Source organism: Streptomyces sp. NPDC050636 (genome assembly GCF_040654775.1).
GTDB lineage: Bacteria > Actinomycetota > Actinomycetes > Streptomycetales > Streptomycetaceae > Streptomyces.
On record NZ_JBFAIP010000012.1, the window covers coordinates 76113 to 95515 of the forward strand.

At 72.8% G+C, this 19403-nt stretch carries 2 protein-coding genes; both read right to left on the reverse strand.

Features of this window, described 5'->3' with window-relative positions; all coding sequences use genetic code 11:
• Nucleotides 1–93 precede the first annotated feature (93 nt).
• The gene (ccrA, locus tag AB0I10_RS13570; RefSeq protein ID WP_363152592.1) at nt 94–1338 is read right to left on the reverse strand and encodes a crotonyl-CoA carboxylase/reductase; all 1245 of its coding nucleotides are present in this window, start codon (nt 1336–1338) and stop codon (nt 94–96) included.
• On the reverse strand, nt 1338–19403 hold the full coding sequence (locus AB0I10_RS13575) for a non-ribosomal peptide synthase/polyketide synthase (RefSeq protein ID WP_363152593.1): 18066 nt from the start codon (nt 19401–19403) through the stop codon (nt 1338–1340). Before AB0I10_RS13575 ends, ccrA begins: the two co-directional genes overlap by 1 nt.

The following is a 19403-nucleotide window of genomic DNA, read 5'->3' on the forward strand; positions in this document are numbered from 1 at the left end:
CTGTCCCTGGCCCGAGTCGGGCCCGTTGTCACGCTAAGAGAGAGCCGACACGGGGTGCTGGACACCGCCTCGACGGGGAACTGCCGCCGGGCGTCAGGGCATTCCGGTCAGACCCGGCTCGGGGGCGTTGACCAGGACCGCGGTATTGCCGACCGGGTGCCGGTTCTCGTAGACGAGTTGATGGGCGTGGGCTATCTCCCGGAACGGCAGCGTCAGGTTCAGACAGGGGTCGACACGGCCCGCGGCCACCAGGTTGATGGCCGCCCGGGTCTCCCGCACATTCGCCGCGTGGGAACCCTGGAGGCGTTTTTGGAACATCCAGAGGAATCGCAGGTCGATGTCGCCGTTGTAGCCGCTGGTGCCGGCGCAGGTCACCACCATCCCGGCGTTGTCGCAGACGTACACCGAGGTGGCGAGGGTGTCCCGGCCGGGGTGCTCCAGCACGATCCGGGGCGAGCGGCGCTCGCCGAGGATGTCCCAGATCGCACGGCCGAACGCCCGGGCGCCCTGCTGCCAGCGCTGGTACGCCGCGGTGTCGTCGGCGTCCGGCAGCCGGCCCCAGTGGTCGAAGTCGCGGCGGTTGATGACTCCGCGCGCCCCCAGCCTCAGGCAGTGGTCGGCCTTGTCGTCGTCGGAGACGACCGCGATGGGGATGCCGCCGAAGTGGTCGGTGATCTGGATGGCCATCGACCCGAGGCCCCCTGAGCCGCCCCAGATGAGGACCGGGTCGCCCGGCTGGACGGTGTGCGGCGCCCAGCCGTTGAGCATCCGGTACGAGGTGGAGCCGCCGCCGAGGAAGCAGCCGGCCTGTTCCCAGCTGAGGTGCGCGGGCTTGGGGTGGCACTGGTACTCGTCGACGACCGTGAACTGGGCGAAGGAACCGAAGTTGAGTTCGTAACCCCAGGCCTTCTGGGACCTGGAGGCCGTGGGATCGACGCCCATGCGGATATCGGGGGCCGACTCGTCCCATTTGACGCCGGCGACGATGACATGGTCACCGACCGTGTACTGAGTGGCCCCCTCGCCGACCGCCCACACCACGCCGGATCCCTCGGAGCCCGAGATATGGAAGTCGTGCGGATCGCCCTGCTTCCGGCGGGCGGCGATGACATCGGCGGGGGTGCCGAGGCCGGCCCAGACCCCGTTGTAGTTCACGCCGGCCGCCATCACCATCACCAGCACCTGGCCCCGCCCGACCGGCGGCACCTCGACGGGTTCGACCTCCATCGCCCGGTCGGGCGGCCCGTAGCGCTCGGGACGGACCAGCGCGGCGTGCATGTACCGCGGCACCTCGCCGAGCGGCGGGAGCTCGCCGATGCCGTAGATCTCCCGGGTCATCAGGACCCCTCCTCTTCGGTGTACGAGCGCAGGTGGCCGGAGACGATCCGGCCGATGTCGGCCAGCGGGCCGGGCAGGAGCATCCCCTCGTGCCGGCAGGACACGGTGTGGCTGTGCACCCGTCCCTCGACGAACGGCTCCCACCGTTCGGCGCCCTTCCAGCCGTCGGGCCTGCCCTCCCCCGCGGTGACGACCACGGCGTCGCCCCGGAAGACCTTCGGGGTGAACGCGTACCGCAGGGCGAGGTTGCCGCGGAAGGTGCCGACGACCGTGGCGAGGTTGTCGGCCAGCAGGTCCGTGAGCGGGTTGTCCTGGGAGCGCAGGGCCTCGGCCACCGCGTCCTGGGTGAGCGGCTCGGACCGGCTGTCGTCCGTGCCGAGGTTCGCCGCCTCCAGCAGGGCGTTCATCAGGTCCTCGCTGCCCGGACCGGCCGGCACCGGGCCGGGGCTCTCGACCGGGAACGAGTCCAGGATGGTGAGCAGACCGACCTCGTCGCCGTCCGCCTGGAGGCGGGTGGCCACGGCGTGCGCGACCAGTCCGCCGAACGACCAGCCGAGCAGGTGGTACGGGCCGCTGGGCTGCACGGTGCGCATCCGGTCGGCGAAGTGCTCGGCGATCTCCTCGATGCTGCCCGGCAGATAGCCCGGGGTGCTGAAGGCGCGGGCCTGGAGGCCGTAGACCGGGTGGGACGCCGGCACATGGCGCAGCAGTCCGGCGTAGCGCCAGCTCAGTCCGCCGCCCGCGTGGAAGCAGAACAGGGTGGGCTCGGTGCCGCGGGAACGCAGCGGCAGCAGCACCTCCAGGCCGTTCTGTTCGTCGGGGCCGGTGCCGGCTTCGAGCCGCTGCGACAGGCCGCGGACGCTGGGCGCGGTGAACAGTGCCTGCACGCTCAGCTCGGAGCCGAGCACCGTACGGATCCGGCTGACGAGGGAGGCGGCCAGCAGTGAGTTGCCGCCGAGCAGGAAGAACTCGTCGTCGATGCCGACCTCCGGCACCCCTAGGGCCTCCGCGAACAGGGCGCACAGCACCTCCTCCTGGGGGCTGCGCGGCCGGCTCACCCGCTCCGCCTGCTGCTCGGGCGCGGGCAGCGCCTTGCGGTCCAGCTTGGTGTGCGCGGTCAGCGGCAGCGCGTCGAGCACGACCAGGGCGGACGGCACCATGAACTCGGGCAGCTGCTCCGTGAGATGAGCCTTCAGCGCGGACAGGTCGGGGGCGCCGGCGTCCGGCACCACGTATCCGACGAGCCGCTTGTCGCCGGGCCGGTCCTCGCGGACCAGGGCGACGGCCTGGCCGATGCCGGGGTAGGCGCTGAGGGCGACCTCGACCTCCCGCAGCTCGACGCGGAATCCGCGCAGCTTGACCTGCTCGTCGACCCGGCCGACGAACTCCATCAGCCCGTCCGCCCGCCAGTTGACCAGGTCTCCCGTGCGGTACATCCGGGTGCCGGGCTCGCCGTACGGGTCGGCGACGAAACGCTCGGCGGTCATACCCGGGTTGTTCTCGTAGCCGCGGGCCACGCCGGACCCGGCGAGGTACAGCTCGCCGACCACGCCGACCGGCACCGGTTCGAGACCGGGGCTCAGGACGTACGCCCTGGTCGCGTCCAGCGGGGCACCGATGGGCACGCTCTCCGGCACCTCGTCCCCGGGGAGCATGGAGTGGCGGGTGGAGAACACGGTCGTCTCGGTGGGGCCGTACCCGGCGGTGACGACGGTGTCCGTGACGGCCGCGAGGGCCTTGCGCACGGCGTACGCGGGGACCACGTCGCCGCCGGTACGGACCTCGGCCAGACCGGCGAAGCACTCCGGGTGCGTCTCGGCGAGCAGGCGGAACAAGCCGCCCGACGCCCACAGTCCGGTGATCTCCTCCTCGACGACGAGCGTGGCGATCGCCTCGAGGTCGACCTTGCCGGGCGGCGCGATCACGACTTCACCGTGGTTGAGCAGCGGCACCCACCACTCCAGGGTGGAGACGTCCCAGGCGTGCGGGGAGTGGAACAGCACCCGGTGGGTGCGGTCCATCCGCCACCAATGGTCGGCGGCGAGCTCGACGACATTGCGGTGGCTGACCGCGACGCCCTTGGGGGTGCCGGTGGAACCGGACGTGTAGATCACGTAGGCGAGCTGGTCCGGCAGCACGGTGACGTCCGGTGCGGTGCGGTCCTGGCCGGCCGGACGTGGAGCGCCGTCGACCGCGACGACCTGAACCGAGTCCGCGAGCTTCGCCGTCCAGTCGGCGGCGCGGGCCTGGTCGGTCAGCAGCACCGGGGAGCATGTCTCGGAGAGCAGCAACCGCACCCGCTCGTCCGGGTAGTTGGGCTCCAGCGGCACATAGACCGCGCCGGCCTTCAGCACCGCCAACGCGGCGACGATCAGTTCGGTGGAGCGGTCGAGGAGCACCCCGACCCGGGCCTCCGGCCGCACGCCCAGGTCCACGAGGAGCCGGGCCAACCCGTTGGCCTCCTCGTCCAGTTCGCGGTAGGTCAGCCGCCGGTCGCCGAGGCGGACCGCGATGTCGTCGGGGCCCTCGGCCACGGCCTCGGCGAATCTGCGGGTGATCGTCGGCGGGTCGGTGGGCACCGTCAGCGGGCCGCCGTTCCAGCCGTCGACCAGTTGCTCCCGTTCGCCGGCCGCGAGGACGTCGATGGTGCCGACGGGCTTTTGGGGCGCGGCGGCGACCTCCTCGAGCACCCGCGCCAGACGGCCCAGCAGGCCCTCCACGACATCGGCGTCGAAGAGTTCGGGCCGGTAGTCGAGCCGGAGGCGGAGTCCGTCCGGTCCCATGGAGGCGATCAGGGACAGCGGGTAGTGCGAGGCCGCGCGGCCTTCCACTGCCGTCGCCCGCAGTGCCGTGGCCTGCTGCTCGCCGCCCGTGGGGACGGGGAAGTTCTCGTACACCATGAGGGTGTCGAAGAGCTCCGGGCAGCCGGTGTGCTGCTGGATCTCGGCGAGCCCGATGTGGTGGTGGGCGCTGAGGGCGGTCTGTTCCGCCTGCGTCCGGGCGACCAGGTCCGACCAGCTCTCGGCCAGGTCCAGGCGCACCCGTACCGGCACGGTGTTGATGAACAGGCCGACGATGGACTCGATTCCGGGGATCTCCGGCGGACGGCCGGAGACGGTGGTGCCGAAGACCACGTCGTCCCGTCCGAGCAGCCGTCCGAGGAGGACGCCCCAGGCGCTCTGGAGGACGGTGCTGAGGGTCACCGAGGCCTTGACCGCGTGCTCCTGGAGGGCCGCCGTCAGCCCGGTGGAGAGCTGGAGCGACACGTCCAGGGGCAGTTCGGTGGGGGCTTTGGCGCCGGCGGGCGCCAGCAGGGTGGGCTCGGTGACCCCGGACAGCGCCCGGCGCCAGGCCTCCTCCGTCGCCTCGGTGTTCTGCTCGGCCAGCCAGGCCAGATAGCTGCGGTACGGGACGACGGGCGGCAGGGCCGACTGGTCGGCGCCGCGGTGGTAGAGGGTGACCAGGTCGCGCAGGAACAGCGGCATGGACCAGCCGTCCAGCACGATGTGGTGCTTGAGGATCAGCAGGCGGTGCCGTTCGGTGCCGAGGCGGATCAGCAGGAACCGCACCAGCGGCGGGGTGGTGAGGTCGAAGCGCTGGTTGCGGGCGTCGTCGGTGAGCCGGGTCAGCTCGGCCTGCCGGGTCGGCTCGTCCTCGGTGGAGAGGTCCACCTCGTCCCAGGCGAGTTGGACCGCGGACTGGATGACCTGGACGGCCTGGCCGCCGGGGCGGTGGTGGAACCGGGCGCGCAGGTTCGGGTGGCGTTCGAGCAGGGCCTGCCCCGCGGCCCGGAGGGCTTCGGTGTCCAGCGGGCCTGCCAGATCGACGGCCAGCTGCATGGCGTACACATCGGGGCCGGAGTCGGCGTACAGGGCGTGGAAGAGCAGTCCTTCCTGGAGCGGGGAGAGCGGCAGCACGTCCGCCACTCCGCCGGGCTGGGCCTCCAGCTCGTCGATCTCGCTCTGGGAGAGCGAGACGAGCGGCAGGTCGGAGGGGGTGAGGCCGCCGGAGCGTGCCGTGCGGGCCCGGTCCGCCAGGGCGCGCAACGCCGCGAACCAGGTGTCGAGCAGGTCCTGGATCTCGTCGTGGGAGAACAGGGCGGCCGGCCAGGAGACGGTGGCGTTCAGCCGCGGTCCGTCCCCGGATTCCCGGGCGACCGCGCTGACCTCCAGGGAGTGGGCGAACGGCATCGCGTCGTCGGACGGCACGACCCGGGCGTCCATCCGGGTCTCGCCGGTCCAGCCGTCGCCGCTGTCGCCCGCTCCGGACGTCGAGGCCTTCAGGGCACCGGAGTTGGTGCGGCCCAGGTAGTTGAACCCGATCTGCGGGGAGCCTAGCGGGGCGAGCAGTCCTGCGGTGTCGGGGTTGAGGTAGCGCAGCAGTCCGTATCCGAGGCCGCTGTCCGGGACCGCGCGGATCTGCTCCTTGATCTGCTTGAGCGCCGCGCCGACGGCCGCGCCGCCGGCGAACGCCTGGTCGGTGTCGATGGATCCCGGGTCCAGCCGCATCGGGTGGATGCTGGTGAACCAGCCGACGGTACGGGACAGATCGACGTCGTCGGCGATCTCCTCGCGCCCGTGGGCCTCCATGTCGACCAGGACCGAGCTGTCCGTGCCCCAGCCGTTGCGCTCGCGCCAGCGGGCCACGGCGAGGGCGAATCCGGTCAGCAGGACATCGTTGATCTGTGCCTGGAACTTCTCCGGCACGTCGGTGAGCAGTGCGCCCGTGGTCTCGGCGGGCAGGTTCACGGACAGGTACCGGGCCGTGTCGCGGGTGTCGCGGGACGGGTCGAGGCGCTGCGCGCCCAGGCGAGGGTCCGGCCCGTCGAACATCCCCGTCCACAGGTCGAGTTCGGCGGCTCGCTCGGGGTTCTGGCCCTCGGCGAGGAGCAGCTGGGCCCAGCGCCGCAGCGAGGTGCCGACCGGGGCGAGCTCCGGGGTCTCACCGGCGGCCGCCGCCTGCCACGCCGCCGCCAGGTCGGGCAGCAGGACGCGCCAGGACACGCCGTCGACGATCAGGTGGTGCGCGACCACCAGCAGGCGGCCGGGCCGGCCGGGCCCGCCGTCGAACCAGACCAGTTCGAGGACGGCTCCGGACTCCGGGTCGAGGCGACGGCGGGCGGCCTCGCCCTGCTCGGTGACCAGCGCGGTCAGGCCGGGGTCCGCCGGGTCCTCGGGGTAGCCGGTCGCATCGACGCGGGTGATCCGGTCCTGGGCCCGGACGCTGCCACGGGGCTGGACGTTGAGGCCCCAGGTCACGCCCGTGGCGGAGCCGACCAGTTTGACGCGCAGCGCGTCGTGGTGGTCGAGGAGGGTCTGGACCGCGGTGGTCAGTGCCTCCTGCCCGAGGTGGGGCACGCGCAGCAGCACCGCCTGGTTGAGGCCCTGGATCGGGCCGCGGCGCTGGGCCAGCCAGCGCAGCACGGGAGTGGGCGGTACCGCGCCGACGCCGTCGTCGGGGCGGGTGTCCCGCTCCTGCTCGGTCTCCTTGGCGGCCGGTGCCAGCTCGGCCACCGTCTGGTGGCGGAAGACGTCGCGGGGCGAGAGGACCAGCCCGGCCTGCCGGGCCCGGCTCGCCACCTGGAGTGCGGAGATGCTGTCGCCGCCCAGGGCGAAGAAGTTGTCGTCCACGCCCACCTGCGGCAGACCGAGCACATCGGCGACCACGCGGCAGAGGATCTCCTCGCGCCGGCTGCGCGGGCCGCCGCTCGTGGCCGCGGGCGGTGTGTGGGCGGCCGGGGCGGGCAGCGCCGCCCGGTCGACCTTGCCGTTGACGGTCAGCGGGATGCGGTCGAGCACCACGAGGGCCGACGGCACCATGTATGCGGGCAGGGTCTCCGCCAGCCGGGCGCGGACGGGCGCGGTGTCCAGGCCCGCTCCGGGCGCCGGAGTGAGATAGCCGGCCAGCTGCTGTCGGCCGGGCTCGTCCTCGCGGACCACGACGACCGCCTCGCCGACGCCGGGGCAGGACGCGAGCGCTTCCTGGACCTCGCCGAGCTCGATGCGGTAGCCGCGTATCTTGACCTGGTCGTCGGCGCGGCCGGCGAATTCGAGGGCACCGTCCGTACGGCGGCGGACCACGTCGCCGGTGCGGTACATCCGGGTTCCGGCGGGGCCGAACGGGTCGGCCACGAACCGCTCACCGGTCAGCGCGGCCCGGCCGAGGTAGCCACGGGCCACACCGGCTCCGGCGACGTACAGCTCACCGGTCTCGCCGGTGTCGACCGGACGCAGGGTGTCGTCCAGGACGTACGTCCGGGTGTTCGGCAGCGCGCTGCCGATCGGCGGCACCCCGGGCTCGGCCGGCAGGGGCCCGGCCATGGTGCAGGAGACGGTGGTCTCGGTCGGGCCGTAGGCGTTGAACATCCGGCGTCCGGGGGCCCATTCCGGTACGAGTCCGGGCTGGGCCGCCTCGCCCGCGATGACGAGGGTGCGGACCGACGGCAGGCTGTCGGCGGAGAGCCGGCTCAGCACCGCGGGCGGCAGCGTCGCATGCGTCACGCCGTGGGTGCGGATCAGCTCGGGCAGTTCGGCGACCTGGTCGAGCATGTCGGCGGGGCCGAGGACCAGGCAGGCGCCGGAGCCGAGCGGGGTGCAGATCTCGGATATCGCGGCGTCGAAGCTCAGTGAGGCGAACTGGAGGACACGGCTGCCGGGGCCCATCGCGTAGGGCTCGATGCGGGCCCGCACCAGGTTGGGGATGCCGTGGTGTTCCACGATCACGCCCTTGGGCCGGCCGGTGGATCCCGAGGTGTAGATGACGTACGCCGGGGTGCGGGCGGTGAGCGGCGCGGTGCGGTCGGCGTCCACGGGGTCCGCGTCGGAGAGCGCGGTGAGTTCGGCCATGGTGGCCGCGTCGTCGAGGACGATACGGGCGGGCGCCGCGGAGCCGGTCGGGCCGCCCTCGGCCGCGGCGGTGCCGACCACCAGCGACGGGCGCGCGTCGTCGAGCATGTACGCGATCCGGTCGGCCGGGTAGGCGCTGTCGACCGGCAGGTACGCGGCGCCGGACTTCAGCACCGCGAGCACCGCGACGATCATCTCCACCGACCGCGGCACCATCAGCGCGACCACGCTCTCGGGCCCGGCGCCGCGCCCGATCAGCAGATGGGCGAGGCGGTTGGCCCGCGCGTTCAGTTCGGCGTACGAGACGGTCAGGTCACCGCACTTCACCGCGGGGGCGTCCGGCGTGCGGGCCGCCTGGGCCTCGATCAGCTGCGTCACCGACGGCTCCAGCAGCGCCGGGCCGGTGCCGTTCAGGCCCGGCGGCAGCACATGGCGCTCCTGTGTGTCCACACTCTCCACCTCTCCGATCGGCCGATCGGGGTCGGCCACCACTGTCTTCAGCAGCCGTATGAAGCCGGCTGCCATCGCCTCGACCGTCGAGCGGTCGAACAGGTCCATCGCGTAGGAGAAACTTCCGGTCATGCCGGCCGGGCCGCCGGTTTCGGCGAGGCGCTCCGACACCCGCAGGGACAGATCGAACTTCGCCCTGCCCGGCCCCTCCGCTGACGGCGCCTCGATGCCCCCCACGCTGCGCAGGCCTTCCAGGTCGGCCTTCGCGCGGCTGAAGTTGTCGAGGACGAGCATCACTTGGAACAGCGGGTGACGGGCCAGCGAGCGCTTGACACCCAGCACGTCGACGAGCCGCTCGAACGGCACGTCCTGGTGCGCGTAGGCCGCCAGATCGGTCTCCCTGACCCGGGCCAGCAGCTCACGGAACGACGGGTTGCGGTCGGTGTCGTTGCGCAGCACCAGCGTGTTCACGAAGAAGCCGACCAGCTCCTCCGTGGCGACATCGCCGCGTCCCGCGACCGGGGTGCCGATGGGGATGTCGGTGCCCGCGCCCAGCCGGGTCAGCAGGGCGGCCAGCGCGGCCTGGAGCACCATGAACACCGTCGCCTGGCCCGACCGGGCCAGTTCCAGCAGCTGTCCGTGCAGCTCCGCGTCCAGTTCGAACGGGACCAGCCCGCCCCGGTGGCTGGCCTCCGCCGGCCGCGGGCGGTCGGCGGGCAGCGCGAGTTCCTCGGGCAGGTCCTTGAGCGCCCCCGCCCAGTAGGCCAGTTGGCGAGCCGCCTCGCCGTCCGTGCTCTCGGTGCCGAGGAGTTCCCGCTGCCACAGGGCGTAGTCGGCGTACTGGACGGCGAGCGGCGCCCACCGGGGGGCACCACCGGCGCAGCGGGCGGTGTACGCCTCGCTGAGGTCGCGCACCAGCGGCCGCATCGACCAGGCGTCGCCGGCGATGTGGTGCAGCACGATCACCAGCACGTGCTCGTCCGGCCCCAGGGCCAGCAGGGTGGCCCGCAGCGGAAGGTCGGTGTCGAGACGGAATTTCTCATTGCGTGCCGCGGCGACGGCTTGGCCGATTCCGGACTCCTCGATTTCCGCCACCCGCAGCGTGGGCCGGGCCGCGCCGGGGTCGAGGACGACCTGCCGGGGCTGTCCACCGGACACCCGGAAGACGGTGCGCAGGCTCTCGTGGCGGGTCGCCACGTCGGCGAGCGCCGCGCGCAGGGCGTCCCGGTCGAGCGCGCCGCGCAGCCGGGCGACAAGCGGCAGATGGTAGAGCGGACCGGCTTCCTCCAACTGATCGAGCACCCACAGCCGGCGCTGGCCGAAGGACAGCGGGATGGCCTCGGGGCGTTCCTGGCGGACGAGCGCGGTGCGTGCGGCACCGGCGTCGTGCAGGTGCGACACCAGTTGGGCGATCGTGGGGGCCTCGAACAGGGCGCGGATGGGGAGTTCGGCGCCGAGGGCGGTGCGGATGCGGGACACCAGCCGGGTGGCGAGCAGCGAGTGGCCGCCGCGGTCGAAGAAGCTGTCGTCGATGCCGACCCGGGCGACGCCGAGCACCTCGGCGAACAGCCCGCACAGGATCTCCTCCTGCGGGGTACGCGGCTCACGGCTGGTGCCGCCCGACGAGTCCGGGGCGGGCAGCGCCTTGCGGTCGGTCTTGCCGTTCGGGGTCCGCGGCACCGACTCCAGCGCCATGATCACCGACGGCACCATGTACGCGGGAAGCACGGCGGACAGGGTCTGCCGCACCGCCTCGGTGTCCTCGGTACCCACGACGTAGCCGACGAGCTGTGCGTGTCCGCCGGGCCCGGTCACGACGGCCGCGACGGCGTCCGTGACCTCCGGGACGGCCCGCAACCGGGCCTCGATTTCGCCGAGTTCGATGCGGTAGCCGCGGAGCTTGACCTGGTCGTCGGCGCGCCCGACGAACTCCAACGCGCCATCGGCCGACCACTTCACCAGATCTCCGGTGCGGTACATCCGCGCTCCGGCCGGCCCGAACGGATCGGCCACGAACCGGCCCGCCGTCAGACCAGGACGGTTCAGATAGCCCAGCGCCACACCGTCACCGGCGATATACAGCTCACCGGCCACACCCGGCGGCACCAGACCCAGCCGCGGGTCCAGCACATACACCCGCGTGTTCGCGATCGGGCCACCGATCGACACCTGACCACCTGTCACCGGCGCACTGGTCGACCAGATCGTCGTCTCCGTCGGCCCGTACATGTTCAGCACCGACTCGGCACGAGCTGCCAGCGCCTCGGCCAGCGAAGCGTCCAGCGCCTCACCGCCCACCAGCACCCGCAAGCCCTCCACCGACTCCGGCGCGGACTCCAGCACCGCACGCCACAGACCCGGCGTCGCCTGCATCAGCGACACGCCCTCAGCACGCACCAACCGGCCCAACTCCACCGGATCACGCACCACATCACGGTCCGCCACCACCACCGAGGCACCCACCACCAGCGGCAGGAACACCTCCAGCAACGAAATGTCGAACCCGAACGTCGTCACCGCGAGCAGCCGGTCCGACGACGACAGCCCCGTCTGGGTACGCATCGACCACAGGAAATTGCGCAACGCCCCGTGCGGAACCACCACGCCCTTCGGACGCCCCGTCGAACCCGACGTGTACAGCACGTATGCCGGATCCAGCGCCGACACCCGTCGCGCTTCGAGAAGAGCGGCGGCCGGCTCGACCGCGTCGAGGACCAGGACGGGACGGTCGCTCCCGGGCAGCCGCGGCAGCATCGCGCCGGTGGTCACGACGACCGCCGGTGCGGCGTCCGCGAGCAGGTACGCGATCCGGTCCGCCGGGAAGTCCGGGTCCACCGGCAGGAACGCGGCCCCGGCCTTCCCGGCCGCCAGCATCGCGACCACCGCATCCGCCGACCGCGGCACCGCCAGCGCCACCACCGAGCCCGCGGCGACTCCCCGCCGGATCAGCTCATTGGCCACACCGTTGGCCCGCGCGTCCAGCTCCGCGTACGACCACGACACGTCACCGCACACCACCGCCTCGGCATCCGGCGTCCGCGCCACCTGCCCTGCCAGCCACTCCGGCAGCAGGCCTACCGGAATCTCGCACGCCGAGTCGTTCCAGCCCGACCGGACCAACCCACGCTCACCGGCGGAAAGAACATCCACCTCGGCCACCCGGCCGTCCGGATCGGCGACCATCGCGCGCAACACCCGCTCAAGGCGGGTCACGACCGACTCCGCCGTGGCGCGGTCGAAGAGAGCGGTGGCGTATTCGACGACACCCTCGACGCCATGGGGGACGCCCTTGGCGGTACGCCGCTCCCCCAGGCCGAACGACAGGTCGAACCTGGCCCAGTGGCTTTCGCCGCTCTCGGGGGCGACCGTGAGACCTGGCAGCTCCAGTTCGGCGCGTGCGGTGTTCTGGACGGTCAGGGTCACCTGGAACAGGGGGTGGCGGGTGAGCGAGCGGGTCGGGTTCAGCTCCTCCACCAGCCGCTCGAACGGCACGTCCTGGTTGGCGTAGGCCGCCAGGTCGGTCTCCCGGACGCGGGCCAGCAGCTCACGGAAAGTGGGCTCGCCCGAGGTGTCGGTGCGCAGGACCAGCGTGTTCAGGAAGAAGCCGACGAGGTCGTCCAGCGCGTCGTCGGTACGTCCGGCGATGGGCGCGCCGATCGGGATGTCCGTGCCGCCGCCCAGACGGGACAGCACCGTGGCCAGACCCGCCTGCACCACCATGAAGAGGCTGGTGCCGGTGGCGTTGGCCAGCGCCAGCAACTGGCGGTGCAGCTGGGCGTCGAAGGAGAAGCGGTGCTTCGCCCCTCGCTGCGAACCCGACGCCGGACGCGGCCGGTCGGCCGGCAGGTCCAGCTCCTCGGGCAGTCCTGCCAGGGCCTCGGTCCAGTGGGCCAGCTGGCGGGAGAGTTCGCTCTCCGGGTCGGTCTCGTCGCCGAGGATCTCGCGCTGCCACAGGGCGTAGTCCGCGTACTGGACCGGCAGCGGCGCCCACTGCGGGGCGTCGCCGCCGCTGCGGGCGGTGTAGGCGGCGGCCAGGTCGGCGGCGAGCGGGCTCAGCGACCAGGCGTCGGCGGCGATGTGGTGCAGCACGAGGACCAGCACCTGCTCGTCGGGGCCGGCGCCGAGCAACGCGGCCCGGAACGGAACGTCCTCGACGAGGTCGAAGCCGCGGCCGGTGAAGCCCGCGATCAGTGCGCCGGTGTCCCCGGCCCCCGCCCCGTCCGGCTCGGCCAGAGTGAACGGGTGACGCCGCGGGTCGAGCACCTCCTGCCACGGCTCCCCGTCGGTCTCGGGGAAGACGGTGCGCAGACTCTCGTGCCGGGCCACCACATCGGCGAGCGCGGCCCGCAGGGCTTCCCGGTCGAGGGTGCCGCGCAGCCGCAGCACCATCGGGATGTTGTACAGCGGGTCGGCCGGGTCCATCCGGTTGATGAACCACAGCCTGCGCTGGGCGAGGGACAACGGCACCCGCGCGGGCCGCGCGGCCGGGGCGGGCGCGGGGCGGGCGGCACCCGCCCGCTGGAGGCGCTCGGCGAGACCGGCGACGGTCGGGGCCTCGAACAGGTCCCGGATACTGAGCTGCGCGGAGAGTACGGACCTGATCCGGCTGAGCAGCCGGGTGGCGAGCAGGGAGTGGCCGCCGAGGTCGAAGAAGCTGTCGTCGATACCGGCCCGGCCGACGCCGAGCACCTCGGCGAACAGCCCGCACAGGATCTCCTCCTGCGGGGTGCGGGCCTCCCGGCCGCGCGGCACGAGGCTCTGCCGGGGAGCGGGCAGGGCCGTGCGGTCGGCCTTGCCGTTGGGGGTCAGCGGGACCGAGTCGAGGACCACCACGGCCGAGGGGACCATGTACTCCGGCAGGACGCCGGCGACCTGGCGGCGCACCGCTTCGCCGTCCGGCGCGGTCGCGCCGGGTGCGGGGCTGAGGTAGCCCACCAGCCGGCGGTCTCCGGGGGTGTCCTCGCGCACCGTGGCGACGGCGCGTCCGACGTCGGGGAGTGCGGCCAGCGCGGCCTCGACCTCGCCGAGTTCGATGCGGTGGCCGCGGACCTTGACCTGGTCGTCGGCGCGTCCCGCGAACTCCAGCACACCGCCGCCGGTCCAGCGCACGAGGTCGCCCGTGCGGTACATACGCGTACCGGCGGGGCCGAACGGGTCGGCCACGAACCGCTCGCCGGTCAGGGCGGGCCGCCCGAGGTAGCCGCGGGCCACCCCCTCGCCCGCGAGGTACAGCTCGCCGGTGACCCCGGCGGGCACCGGGGCGAGCCGGTCGTCCAGCACATAGGCACGGGTGTGGGCGAACGGGGTGCCCACCGGCACGGGCCCGTCGGTGAGTTCGGCGCCGGGTGCGATGCGGTGGTGCACGGCGCTGACGGTGGTCTCGGTCGGGCCGTAGACGTTGAACACCGCCGACTTCGGATGCCGTTCGCGCCAGGAGGCGACGGCGCCGGCCGTCAGGGCCTCGCCCGCGACGAGGAGTTCACCGGAGCCGTCCTCGGGCCCGTCGGTGCCGGTGAGCAGTCCGAGGTGGCTCGGTGTCACCTTCAGGAGGCTGAACGGCTCGGGCGGGGTGCCGTCGAGCAGCTCGGTGATCCGCAGGCAGCCGCCGACGGTCAGCGGGACGTGCAGCGAGGTCACGGTGGTGTCGAAGGAGATGGAGGAGTGCAGCAGGACGGTGCCGCCGACGCCTTCGTACGCCTCGGCCGCGGCGGTCACATAGTCCGCCAGGCCGCCGTGGCGGACGACGACACCCTTGGGGGTGCCGGTCGAGCCGGACGTGTAGATCACATACACCGGGTGGTCCGGCAGCAGCGCGGCTGCGCGGTCGGCGTCGGTGAGGTCCGCGGAGCCGTGTGCGCCGAGGTCCGCGACGGTCGCCGGGGTGTCCAGCACCAGCACCGGCGTTCCGGTGGTCCGGGGCAGGTGCGGGCGCACGTCCTGGGTGGTGACGACGAGCGTCGGCGAGGCGTCGGCCAGCATGTAGGCGATGCGCTCGGCGGGGTACTCGGTGTCGACGGGGAGGTAGGAGGCCCCGGACTTCATCACCGCCAGGACGGTGACGGCCAGTTCGGGCGACTTCGGCACGGCCGTGGCGACGATGTGCTCCGGGCCGGCGCCGCGAGCGACGAGCAGCCGGGCGAGCCGGTTGGCCCGCGCGTTCAGCTCGGCGTACGAGAGGGTGGTACCGCCGAAGACGACGGCGGGGGCTTCCGGCGTACGGGCCGCCTGGGCCTCGATCAGCTGCGGGACCAGCCGCTCCGGCAGCGGCCGGGCGGTGTCGTCCCGGCCCGTCAGCAGGCGGTGGCGTTCCTCGCCGTCCAGGATCTCGATGTCGCCGATCGACCGGTCGGGGTCGGCGACGGCCGCCGTCAGCAGCCGGACGAAGCGTTCCACCATCGTCTCGACCGTGGCCGGGTCGAACAGGTCGGTGGCGAACTCGGCGAACGCGTCCAGGCCGTCCGGGGCGCCGTCGTCCGTGCGGCGCTCGTTCAGCGCGAACGACAGGTCGAAGCGGGCCGCACCGGAGCCACCGGGCGCGGCGCCGATGTCGAGACCGGGCAGGTCGAGGGTGGGCTGGGCGGTGTTCTGGAGTGCCAGGACGACCTGGAACAGCGGATGCCGGGCGAGCGACCGTGCCGGGTTCAGCTCCTCCACCAGCCGCTCGAACGGCACGTCCTGATGGGCGTAGGCCGCCAGGTCGGTCTCCCGGACGCGGGCCAGCAGCTCACGGAAGGTGGGCGCGCCCGAGGTGTCGGTGCGCAGCACCAGTTCGTTGATGAAGAAGCCGACCAGTTCCTCGGTGGCGTCGTCGGTACGGCCGGCGACCGGGGTGCCGATGGGGATGTCGGTGCCGGCGCCCAGCCGGGTCAGCAGGGTGGCCAGCGCGGCCTGGAGCACCATGAACATACTGGTGCCGCTCTGCTGGGCGAGGGTCAGCAGCCGCCGGTGCAGCTGGGCGTCCAGCTCGAAGCGGACCCGGGCGCCCTGGTGGGTGCTCTCGTCGGGGCGGGGCCGGTCGGTGGGGATCGCCAGTTCCTCGGGGAGACCCGCCAGCGCTTCCGTCCAGTGGGCCAGCTGCCGGGAGATCTCACTGTCCGGGTCGTTCTCGTCGCCGAACAGCTCCCGCTGCCACAGCGCGTAGTCGGCGTACTGGACGGGCAGCGGCGCCCACTGCGGGCCGGTACCGCCGAGGCGGGCCGTGTAGGCGTCGCCCAGGTCCCGGGCGAGCGGCCGCATCGACCAGGCGTCGCCCGCGATGTGGTGCAGCACGATCACCAGGACGTGCTCGTCGGGAGCCTCGCTGATCAGGGTGGCGCGCAGCGGACTCTGCGTCGTGAGGTCGAAGCCCCGCCGGACGGTCTCCGACACCACGGCCTCGGTGCCTCGGCCGCCGGTGTCGACGTGCCGCAGCACCTGTCCGGCGACGGACGCGGCGTCGAGGACGGCCTGGCGGGGCCGGCCGTCGGTCTCGGGGAACACGGTGCGCAGGCTCTCGTGGCGGGTGACCACATCGGCGAACGCGGCGCTCAGCGCGTCCCGGTCGAGGCTGCCGCGCAGCCGCAGCGCCAGGGAGATGTTGTAGTGCGCGCTACCGGGTTCCATCCGGTTGATGAACCAGAGCCGGCGCTGGGCGAAGGACAGCGGAACGGTGTCGGGACGCCGCTGCCGGACGAGCGGGGTCCGCGCGGCCGCCGCGCTGTCGAGGCGGGCCGCGAGTCCGGCGGCGGTGGGCGTCTCGAACAGGGCGCGGATGGGGAGTTCGGCGCCGAGGGCGGTGCGGATGCGGGACACCAGCCGGGTGGCGAGCAGCGAGTGGCCGCCGCGGTCGAAGAAGCTGTCGTCGATGCCGACCCGGGCGACGCCGAGCACCTCGGCGAACAGCCCGCACAGGATCTCCTCCTGCGGGGTACGCGGCTCACGGCTGATGCCGCCCGACGAGTCCGGGGCGGGCAGCGCCTTACGGTCGGTCTTGCCGTTCGGGGTGAGCGGGATGGTTTCCAGGACCATGACGGTCGAAGGGACCATGTACGCGGGGAGCAGGCCCGCCGCATGCCGGCGGACGGCTTCGGCGTCCACCGTGGTGGTCGCGACGATGTAGCCGACCAGGCGCTTGTCGCCCGGGGTGTCCTCACGGACCGTCGCGACCGCACGGGCGACGCCCTCGGCGGTGGCCAGAGCCCCCTCGACTTCGCCCAACTCGATCCGATGGCCCCGGAGTTTGACCTGGTCGTCGACCCGGCCCAGAAACTCCAGGGTGCCCTCGGACGACCACTTCACCAGGTCCCCGGTCCGGTACATCCGGCCGCCGCCGTAGGGGTTCGCCACGAACCGGCCCGCCGTCAGAGCCGGACGGTTCAGGTAACCGTGGGCCACACCGTCACCGGCGATGTACAACTCACCGGCGACACCCGGCGGCACCAGACCCAGCCGCCCGTCCAGCACATGGACCTGGGTGTTGGCGATCGGACCGCCGATGGTGACGTTCTCACCTGCGACGACCGAGCCGGTCGACCAGATCGTGGTCTCGGTCGGCCCGTACATGTTCAGAACCTTCGCGGCCCGGCCCGCGAGCGCAGTGGCCAGTGAGGCGTCGAGCGCCTCGCCGCCCACGAGAACCCGCAGCCCGTCGACGGCCTCGGCGTCCGTCTCGATCAGCGCGCGCCACAGGGTCGGCGTGGCCTGCATCACCGACGCACCCTGCGTACGTATCAACCGGCCCAACTCGGCCGGATCCCGCACCACATCACGATCCGCGACCACCACTGCGGCGCCGGTCACCAGCGGCAGGAAGACCTCCAGCAGCGAGATGTCGAACCCGAACGTCGTCACCGCCAACCAGCGCTCGCCGGCGGTGAGTTCCACCCGGTCACGCATCGCCCACAGGAAGTTGCGCAGCGCACCGTGGCCGATGACGACACCCTTGGGGCGCCCCGTCGACCCCGACGTGTACAGCACATACGCCGGATCACCGGCCGACGCCTCCCGCGCCACCGACAGCTCGGCAGCGGGCGCGATGCCCTCCAGACGTAGCACCGGGTGGTCGGTGACCAGCGCGTCCCCGGCCGTCAGCACCACCGCGGGCGCCGCATCGTCCAACATGTACGCGATACGGTCCGCCGGGAAGTCCAGGTCCACCGGCAGGAACGCCGCGCCCGCCTTCGCCACCGCCAGCATCGCCACCACCGCGTCCACCGAACGCGGCACCGCCAGCGCCACCAACGAACCCGGGCGCACACCCCGCCCGATCAGCTCATTGGCCACACCCACCGCACGCGCATCCAACTCCGCGTACGAGAGCGACACTTCACCGCACCGGACAGCCTCCGCGTCCGGCGTCCGCGCCACCTGCTCCCCGAACCACTCCGGCAGCAGACCGGCCCGGACCTCGGACTCCGTCGCATTCCACCCGGAGACCAGCAGCTCACGCTCGCCCTCGCCCAGGACCTCCAGCTCACCCACCGGCCGGTCCGCATCCGTCACCACCGCACGCAACACCCGCTCGAAGCGCCCCAGCAGTGCCTCCGCCTCCGCGCGGTCGAACAGATCGGCGCGGAAGTCGAGCCGTGCGTGCAGCCCGTCGGCAGCCTTCGAGACGACGAGGGTCAGCGGGTAGTGGGTGGCGTCGCGCCCCTTCGCACCGACCAGTTGCAGCCCCGACTCCAGCCGGGACGTCGTGGCCGGGTCGACCGGGTAGTTCTCGACCAGCACGGTGGTGTCGAAGAGTTCGCCGATCCCGGCGCGGGCCTGGATGTCGGCGAGGCCCAGGTGCTGGTGGGCGCCCAGCTCCGACTGCTCGTTCTGCACCCGCGCGAGGGCGGTCGCCCACGGCTCCGCGGCATCCTGCATCCGGACCCGTACCGGCACGGTGTTGATGAACAGGCCGACCATGGACTCGATGCCGGGCACCTCGGCCGGGCGTCCCGAGACGGTCGTCCCGAACACCACGTCGGTGCGCCCCGTCAGCCGGCCGAGCAGGGCGGCCCAGGCCACCTGGACGGCCGTGTTGAGGGTGATCGAGTGTTCCGTGGTGAGCCGCTGGAGGCCCGCGCTCACCTCGGCGGACAGCAGGGACTCCACGCGTTCCGGCATCTGCGGCGCACGGCCGGGGTGTGCCGCGACCAGGCGGGTGGGCTCGGTCACGCCGTCCAGGGCGCCGCTCCAGGCACGCTCGGTGGCCGGGCGGTCCTGACGGGACAGCCACTCCAGGTAGCGCCGGTAGGGAGTGGCGGGGGCGAGGGCCGCCTCGCCCCGCTCGTAGACGGTGAACAGTTCACGCAGCAGGACGGGGACCGACCAGCCGTCCAGCAGGATGTGGTGGTTGGTGATGATCAGCCGGTGCAGCTCCGCCTCGCGGCGGACCAGCAGGCAGCGGATCAGGGGCGGCACGGCCAGGTCGAAACGTTCGGCGCGGTCCCGGTCGGCCAGCCGGTCCAGCTCGGCGGCGCGGCCGTCCTCGGGGAGGCCACTGACGTCGGCCTCACGCCAGGGCAGTGCCACCGCGCGCGGCACGAACTGCACGGGCCTGCCGGACCGTACCGACCGGAAGCCGGCCCGCAGGTTCGCGTGCCTGCGCAGCACGGTCTCCATCGCGGTCCTCAGCCAGGTCCCGTCCAGGGGGCCGGCCAGGTCCACCATCAGCTGGACGGTGTAGACGTCCTCGCCGTCCCCGGCGAGCAGCGAGTGGAACAGCAGCCCCTCCTGCAACGGCGAGAGCGGCAGTACGTCCTCGATGCCGGAACGCTTGGGCTCCGCAAGCCGGTTCTGCGTCAT

What these genes read in the sequence shown, in the direction of transcription:
- ccrA (WP_363152592.1), bottom strand. Translation starts at nt 1,338, where the DNA reads ATGACCCGGGAGATCTACGGCATCGGCGAGCTCCCGCCGCTCGGCGAG.
- AB0I10_RS13575 (WP_363152593.1), bottom strand. Translation starts at nt 19,403, where the DNA reads ATGACGCAGAACCGGCTTGCGGAGCCCAAGCGTTCCGGCATCGAGGAC.